Below are 278 nucleotides of genomic sequence, written 5' to 3'. Positions count from 1 at the left end.
GGCGGCATCGTTGGCTTCAACATCATGCGCGACAAGGGCATCAAGCAGTTCTTCGCCGCCATGAAGCCGCCGGCCGCGACTGTCTCGACCGTTGTCGTGAAGCCTTCCGACTGGACGCCGGGCGTCGAGGCGATCGGCACCGTGAGTGCCGTGCGCGGCGTCGATCTCACGGTCGAAACCAGCGGCATCGTCAAGGAGATCCGCTTTCATGCCAACCAGAAGGTCGCCGCCGACGCTGTGCTGTTGCAGCTCGACGACGCCGTCGAGCGCGCCGACCT

1 pseudogene is annotated in these 278 nt (G+C 65.5%); it reads left to right on the top strand.

The annotated features are described in order from the left end of the window. Positions 1-278 (top strand): annotated as a pseudogene (locus EN859_RS37875) (efflux transporter periplasmic adaptor subunit); the annotation flags it as partial.

It is taken from the genome of Mesorhizobium sp. M00.F.Ca.ET.216.01.1.1, from assembly GCF_004010325.2.
Lineage (GTDB): Bacteria > Pseudomonadota > Alphaproteobacteria > Rhizobiales > Rhizobiaceae > Mesorhizobium.
Note: the sequence above shows the minus strand (reverse complement) of the source record. Positions and strands in the feature narration are given on the sequence as shown.